Annotated in this window: 6 protein-coding genes; 4 read left to right on the top strand and 2 right to left on the bottom strand. The window is 62.8% G+C overall.

From position 1 onward, the window contains the following. Positions 1-1,282 (bottom strand): hypothetical protein (locus tag EOL86_11675; protein NCD26233.1); only part of this gene is annotated, 1,282 nt, incomplete at its 3' end. 36 nt (positions 1,283-1,318) lie between these two features. Then, the gene (locus EOL86_11670) at positions 1,319-1,783 is read right to left on the bottom strand and encodes a CesT family type III secretion system chaperone (protein NCD26232.1); all 465 of its coding nucleotides are present in this window, start codon (positions 1,781-1,783) and stop codon (positions 1,319-1,321) included. 490 nt (positions 1,784-2,273) lie between these two features. Between EOL86_11670 and EOL86_11665 the strand changes: the two genes are divergently transcribed. From EOL86_11665 to EOL86_11650, 4 genes are all read left to right on the top strand, one after another. Next, entirely contained in the window at positions 2,274-3,413 is a 1,140-nt protein-coding gene (locus EOL86_11665) for an ABC transporter substrate-binding protein (protein NCD26231.1), read from the top strand. Positions 3,414-3,474: 61 nt separating this feature from the next. Next, positions 3,475-4,356: a branched-chain amino acid ABC transporter permease gene (locus EOL86_11660; protein NCD26230.1), complete on the top strand. Its 882-nt coding sequence runs from the start codon at positions 3,475-3,477 to the stop codon at positions 4,354-4,356. A 19-nt stretch (positions 4,357-4,375) separates the two neighbouring features. After that, positions 4,376-5,323, top strand: coding sequence for a branched-chain amino acid ABC transporter permease (locus tag EOL86_11655; protein ID NCD26229.1), 948 nt, complete (start codon positions 4,376-4,378; stop codon positions 5,321-5,323). Beyond that, the coding region (locus EOL86_11650; protein ID NCD26228.1) for an ATP-binding cassette domain-containing protein at positions 5,316-5,611 on the top strand (296 nt) is incomplete at its 3' end. The genes EOL86_11655 and EOL86_11650, both read left to right, overlap by 8 nt.

Here is a 5,611-nt window from a genome sequence, read left to right as displayed (position 1 = left end):
TGAGCTCCGTGGTGGAGGCCTGGGGTGGCGTGCCCGCCAGTTCGGCCTGATCCAGGATCACTTCATTGCCAATGCGCACGTCGAGGTGATCGAAGCGCGTGGCCAGATCGCCACGCAGGCGCTGCATGGCGTCGCGGGTCGGCTGATCCAGATCCTGTCTGGCCAGGGCCTGATCCAGGTTGGCGACCATGACGCGGATGCCCTGGGACGTTGCCAGGGGCTCGTTTTGGCGCAGGATGCCGGCGATTTCGGCCTGACCGGAGCGGTCCAGATTTTTGAGGATGGCGTTGAAGCTTTTGGAGACATCGCCGGGAAGGCGCTCCTTGCGGGAATCCGTGGCGTTGGGGAACAGCCGGCCGCCGGAAATGCCGCGCAGCACGGTGCGGAAAAAGCCCATGGCGTGGCCCAGAAACTGGCCGACGTCGCCGAGGCGCGCGGGGCGGTCGTGGATATTGGGGTCGCGGTTGGGCGTCCAGCGCGCGGACAGCCGGCAGCCGTGCTCCTCGGTTTTCAGAAAAAGGCGGTCCTGTCCCAACCCTTGAACCCCGGCGCTCATGCCGCCGTAGAGCAGGGTGGCCTTGCCGTAGGGCAGGGTCACGCCGCCGTGGGCATCGATGCCGCGATGGCTGCCTCCCGGCGCCTGCTGGAAGCCCTCGATGTGCGAGGACGGCCGCTGATAGACTTCGGGGCAGGAATCCAGAAAGTCGCGCAGCTGGTGGCCGGGGTCGGAAATGTTGAACGCGCCCTCGCTGAATCCGTCGCCCTTTTCCATGCCCTTGGCCAGGAGAAAGGTCATCAGGTCGCGCACGTCCTCCATGCTGGCCGGACCGTGCAGGGTGCCGTTGCTGACGCCGGCCCAGACGCGGTGGCCGTTGTTGATGCGCTCCCGCAGGACGCGCGGCATGTCGCGCACCGCGTCCTGGCGTTGCCCCTGGGGCAGGGCGTTGATTTCGTGCTCGACCATTTTGGAGTCGATCTGCACCGTGTTGCCCAGGGGCGGCATGGTCACGCCCAGGGTTTTGGGCATGACGGCACCGCGCGGCGTGGCGCCGATCCATTGCCGCGTGGCCCGTTCCAGGTCCTGACGGGCCGTGGACATGCTTGGCCCGAGGCTGCGGAGCGGTTGCTGGCCGGTGACCTGGCGGCCTTGCTGGCGTACCTGGCCGATTTGGGCTGGATTGATGCCGGGCTGGGGCGCCTGCCCCTGGACCTGTCCCTGGGCCTGGACGCCCTGTCCCATGTCCTGGGGCGGAGCGAGATGTGGGGGGATGACAAGTGGCATGGATATTTCTCCTTCTGGCTCGTTCGCGGGGAAGAACTAAACGCGGATAAAGGCGCTCGCGGCCATTTCCGGCGCGCCGGTTCCGATCGGAGCCGCCGCCGCGCGGATTTTGTCGCGCCAGTAGCGGGCCGCGCCGATGAGGGCGGAAAGGGGCTCCTCGATCCAGGCCGGTTCCTCCACGGGCAGGGGAAAATGCTGGTGCAGGGCCACGAGTCCTTCCTCGGCGTCGATGCCGATGGTGCCGCCGCCCGTGTAGGCGCCCATGTAGTTGCCGCACATCATTTCATAGAGCAGGTCCGCGTTGGATTTGTCCGCGCGGCCGAGATACAGGGTCGTGACCAGTTCCCGTTCGGCTTCCAGCACGCAGAACAGGCAGACGATGTCGTCCTCGATGGCCAGGGAAGCCACGCCGTTTTCGTCGAGTTTCAGTCCATCACCGCCAATGGATGCGTTGATGTAGTCCATGATGCCTTGTGCGTTGTGCATGATATCGAGGTGCATGTGCGCTCCTTGTGATTGTGATGTTGGGTGTGGATGGTGATATCCCTGGCGTTATCAAGCAAAGATCGGCCCATTTTTGTATCCATCCGATCTGATGTACTTTATTGTGCCTTGCGTGCATCTGGAACAGTCATGATGAGAACTGAATTGGCATGCACGGCACTTTTGTTGGCGACGCATGGCCGTCCGGTATCGTGGTTTTTGTTCTATATATTTTGTTTTCTTCGAGGAAAAGGAAAAACCAGGAGCCAAAAAAACCGTTTCCACGAACGCCTGGGAAAAAGCGTGACGGGGTTGGGGAGTTGGCGGGTCGGGAGCGCCCGCGCACTCCTTTTTGGGCGGTCACGACCACTCGGGTTCCGATGGCGGAGGACCGGCAAGGGCCGTGGGTTCCGGATTGACACGGTGTTGCCGGTATGAAATATCGACTATCGATTATCCGTGATATATCGGAGAGTCTTTTTGCAACATCCTTATTTCGGAGGTTTCCATGAGAGCGACGCGCTGGGTCGGAGCTTTTGTGTTGTCCCTGCTGTTCGCCGCGCCTGCTCTGGCCGCGGATGCCATCAAGATCGGCGCGGTTCTGTCCGTGACCGGTCCGGCGTCCTTTCTGGGTGAGCCCGAGAAAAACACGCTGCTCATGCTGCAAGACCAGCTCAACGCCAAGGGCGGCATCAACGGTCAGCAGGTCGAGGTCATCGTCTACGACGACGAGTCCGACGTGAACAAGGCCGTTATGGCCGCGCGCAAGTTGCTGGATCAGGACAACGTGTCCGTGGTCATCGGGCCGAGCATTTCCGGCAACACCCTGGCCATCGCCAAATTTTTCGCGGCCGCCGAAGTGCCGCTGGTGTCCTGCGCCGCCGCCGAGAAGATCGTCCACCCGGTCAACCCCTGGGTGTTCAATACCCCGCAGCTGGATCGCCACGCCGTGTCCAGGATTTTGCTGGACGCCAAGGCCAAGGGATACGCCAAACTGGCCATCCTGACCGTGTCCGACGGCTACGGCCAGGCCGGTCGGGCCGTGCTCAAGGAACTGGTTCCGGCCCAGGGATTTTCCCTGGTGGCCGACGAGGTCTACGGCCCCAAGGACACGGACATGACCGCCCAGCTGACCAAGATCAAGGGCGCCGCTCCCGACGCCATCATCTGCTGGGGCACCAACCCCGGCCCGGCCGTGGTCGCCCGTAACCGGGCCCAACTCGGCCTGACAACGCCGCTGTACATGAGCCATGGTGTGGCTTCGAACAAGTTCATCGAACTGGCCGGCGAGGCCGCCGAAGGCCTGATTCTGCCGGCCGGCCGCTTGGTGGCCGTGGAGCAGCTGTCGGCCGATCATCCGCAGAAACAGGCCCTGGAAGCTTATGTCGCCGACTATGCCAAGGCGTTCAACGCCCCAATTTCGTCCTTTGGCGGCTATGCCCACGACGCCTTCAAGCTGGTGATTCAGGCCATTGCCCAGGGCACGTCCGCCAAGTCGGCCGACATCCGGGACAATTTGGAGAAAATTGCCGCTTTTCCGGCAACCACGGGTGTCTATACATACACTCCCGAAGACCATAACGGCCTGAATGAGGAGGCCTTTATCATGGTCACCATCGAGAAGGGCACCTGGAAGGTCACGCAGTAACATCCTCCTCGCGTTGCCAGTGCCGGCGGAGCGATCCGTCGGCATTGGCATGCATTATGACATGGACCCATCAACCCTGCTTCAATATCTCGTCACCGGCTTGACCCTGGGCAGCACCTACGGTCTGACGGCCCTGGGCTTCACCATCATTTTCAACACCACCGGCGTCATCAATTTTGCCCAGGGCGAATTTGTCATGCTCGGCGGCATGATGAGCGTCTCTTTCATGGCGGCCCTTGGCCTGCCCGAACCCGCGGCCGTGGTTCTGGCCGTGATTGGCGCGACCCTGATCGGGGCCCTGGTCGAGAGGCTGGCCATCCGGCCGGTGCGGCACTGCCCGCCCATCAACCTGATCATCATCACCATCGGCGTGTCCATCCTCATCCGGGGCTTGGCCATGCTGGTCTGGGGCAAGGACACCCACGCCCTGGAGCCCTTTTCCGGCAGCGCGCCGATCCTTGTGCTGGGCGCGGCCATCATGCCCCAGACCCTGTGGGTGCTCGGAGTCAGCCTGGTGCTGCTGAGCGGATTGAAGCTCTTTTTTTCCGCAACCATCCACGGCAAGGCCATGCTGGCTTGTTCCTACGACGCCAAGGCCGCCTCGCTGGTGGGCATCGGCGTGCCGCGCATGGTGCGGCTGTCGTTCATGATTTCCGCCCTGGTCGGGGCCGTGGGCGGGGTGCTCTTGGCCCCGATCACGCTGACGTCCTTCGATGTCGGGGTCATGCTTGGCCTCAAGGGCTTCGCGGCCTGCATCTTGGGCGGGCTTGGCAACCCTTTCGGGGCCGCGGCCGGCGGGATCATCCTCGGCGTGCTCGAATCCCTGGGCGCGGGCTTCGTGTCCTCGGCCTACAAGGACGCCCTGGCTTTCGTCATCCTGCTCGTCCTTCTTTTCGTCAAACCCTCGGGCCTTTTTGGCCGCAAGGATTTCAAGCGGGTGTAACGTGACATATCGCAAGGACATGCGCTGGCTGGCGGGCCTTTTTTTCCTGCTCATGACCGTGCCCCTCATTCTGCCCAACAACTATTACCTGACCGTGCTCATCCTGTGCTGTCTGCACGCCATGAACGCCGTGGGTTTGTGCCTGCTGGTTGGTCACGCCGGGCAGATTTCCCTGGGCCACGCCGGATTCCACGGATTGGGCGCCTATGCCAGCGCCTACCTGAGTACCACGGTCGGGTTGTCCGTGGGCTGGTCCATGCTGGCCGCCGTCGGTCTGACCGCCGTGGTCAGCGCCCTGGTGGGCCTGCCGTCCCTGAAGCTCAAAGGCCATTATCTGGCCATGGCCACCCTGGGTTTTGGCATCATTCTGTCCATCCTCTTCACGGAAACCGTGGATATAACCGGCGGTCCGGCCGGGTTTGTCGGCATTCCCCGCCTGAGCCTGTTCGGCTGGGAACTGACCAGGGACATCGCCTTGTACCGTTTCGTGGTCGTGATTTTGTGCGTCATGGTCTGGCTGTCCTTCAATCTGATCCACTCCCGTTTGGGCCGGGCCCTGCGCGCCCTGCATACCTCGGAAAAGGCAGCCCAGGCCATGGGCGTGGACATCGCCAACCACAAGCTCTTCGTTTTCGTGCTCTCGGCCGTTTTCTCGGCCGCGTCCGGCTCGATCTACGCCCATTATCTGACCTTCATCGCGCCGGCGTCCTTTGGCTTTACGTTTTCGGTGGAGCTGATCGTCATGGTCGTGCTGGGCGGTATGGTCAGCATTCCCGGCGCCATTGTCGGCGCGTTTTTCATCACCGTGCTGCCGGAATTTTTGCGCGCCTTTGAAAACGTCGAGATCCTGCTGTTTGGCCTGATCCTTATTTTGAGCATGATGTTCATGCCCGACGGTCTGGCCGGAGGCTGGAACCGCCTTTGGGCGTGGATCGCGGCCCGCGCGAAGGGGGCCGCCCATGGCTAGCATTCTGCGCTGCGCGGGCGTGTCCGTGCGTTTCGGCGGGGTGCAGGCCCTGAGCTCCGTCGATTTCGAGGCCCAGGCGAACGCGATCACGGCGATCATCGGCCCCAACGGCGCGGGCAAGACCACGCTCTTGAATGTCATTTCCGGCATGGTCGGCCCCTCGGGCGGGGAGATCATTTTCGACGGCGTGGCCATCACCGCGGCCCCGGCCCATGTCCGCACCCGGCACGGCATGATCCGCACCTTTCAGAATCTGGAAATTTTCTCCAACATGACGGTTCTGGAAAA

The sequence above is a fragment of the Deltaproteobacteria bacterium genome, from assembly GCA_009930495.1.
Classification (GTDB): Bacteria; Desulfobacterota; Desulfovibrionia; order Desulfovibrionales; family Desulfomicrobiaceae; genus Desulfomicrobium.
Note: the sequence above shows the minus strand (reverse complement) of the source record. Positions and strands in the feature narration are given on the sequence as shown.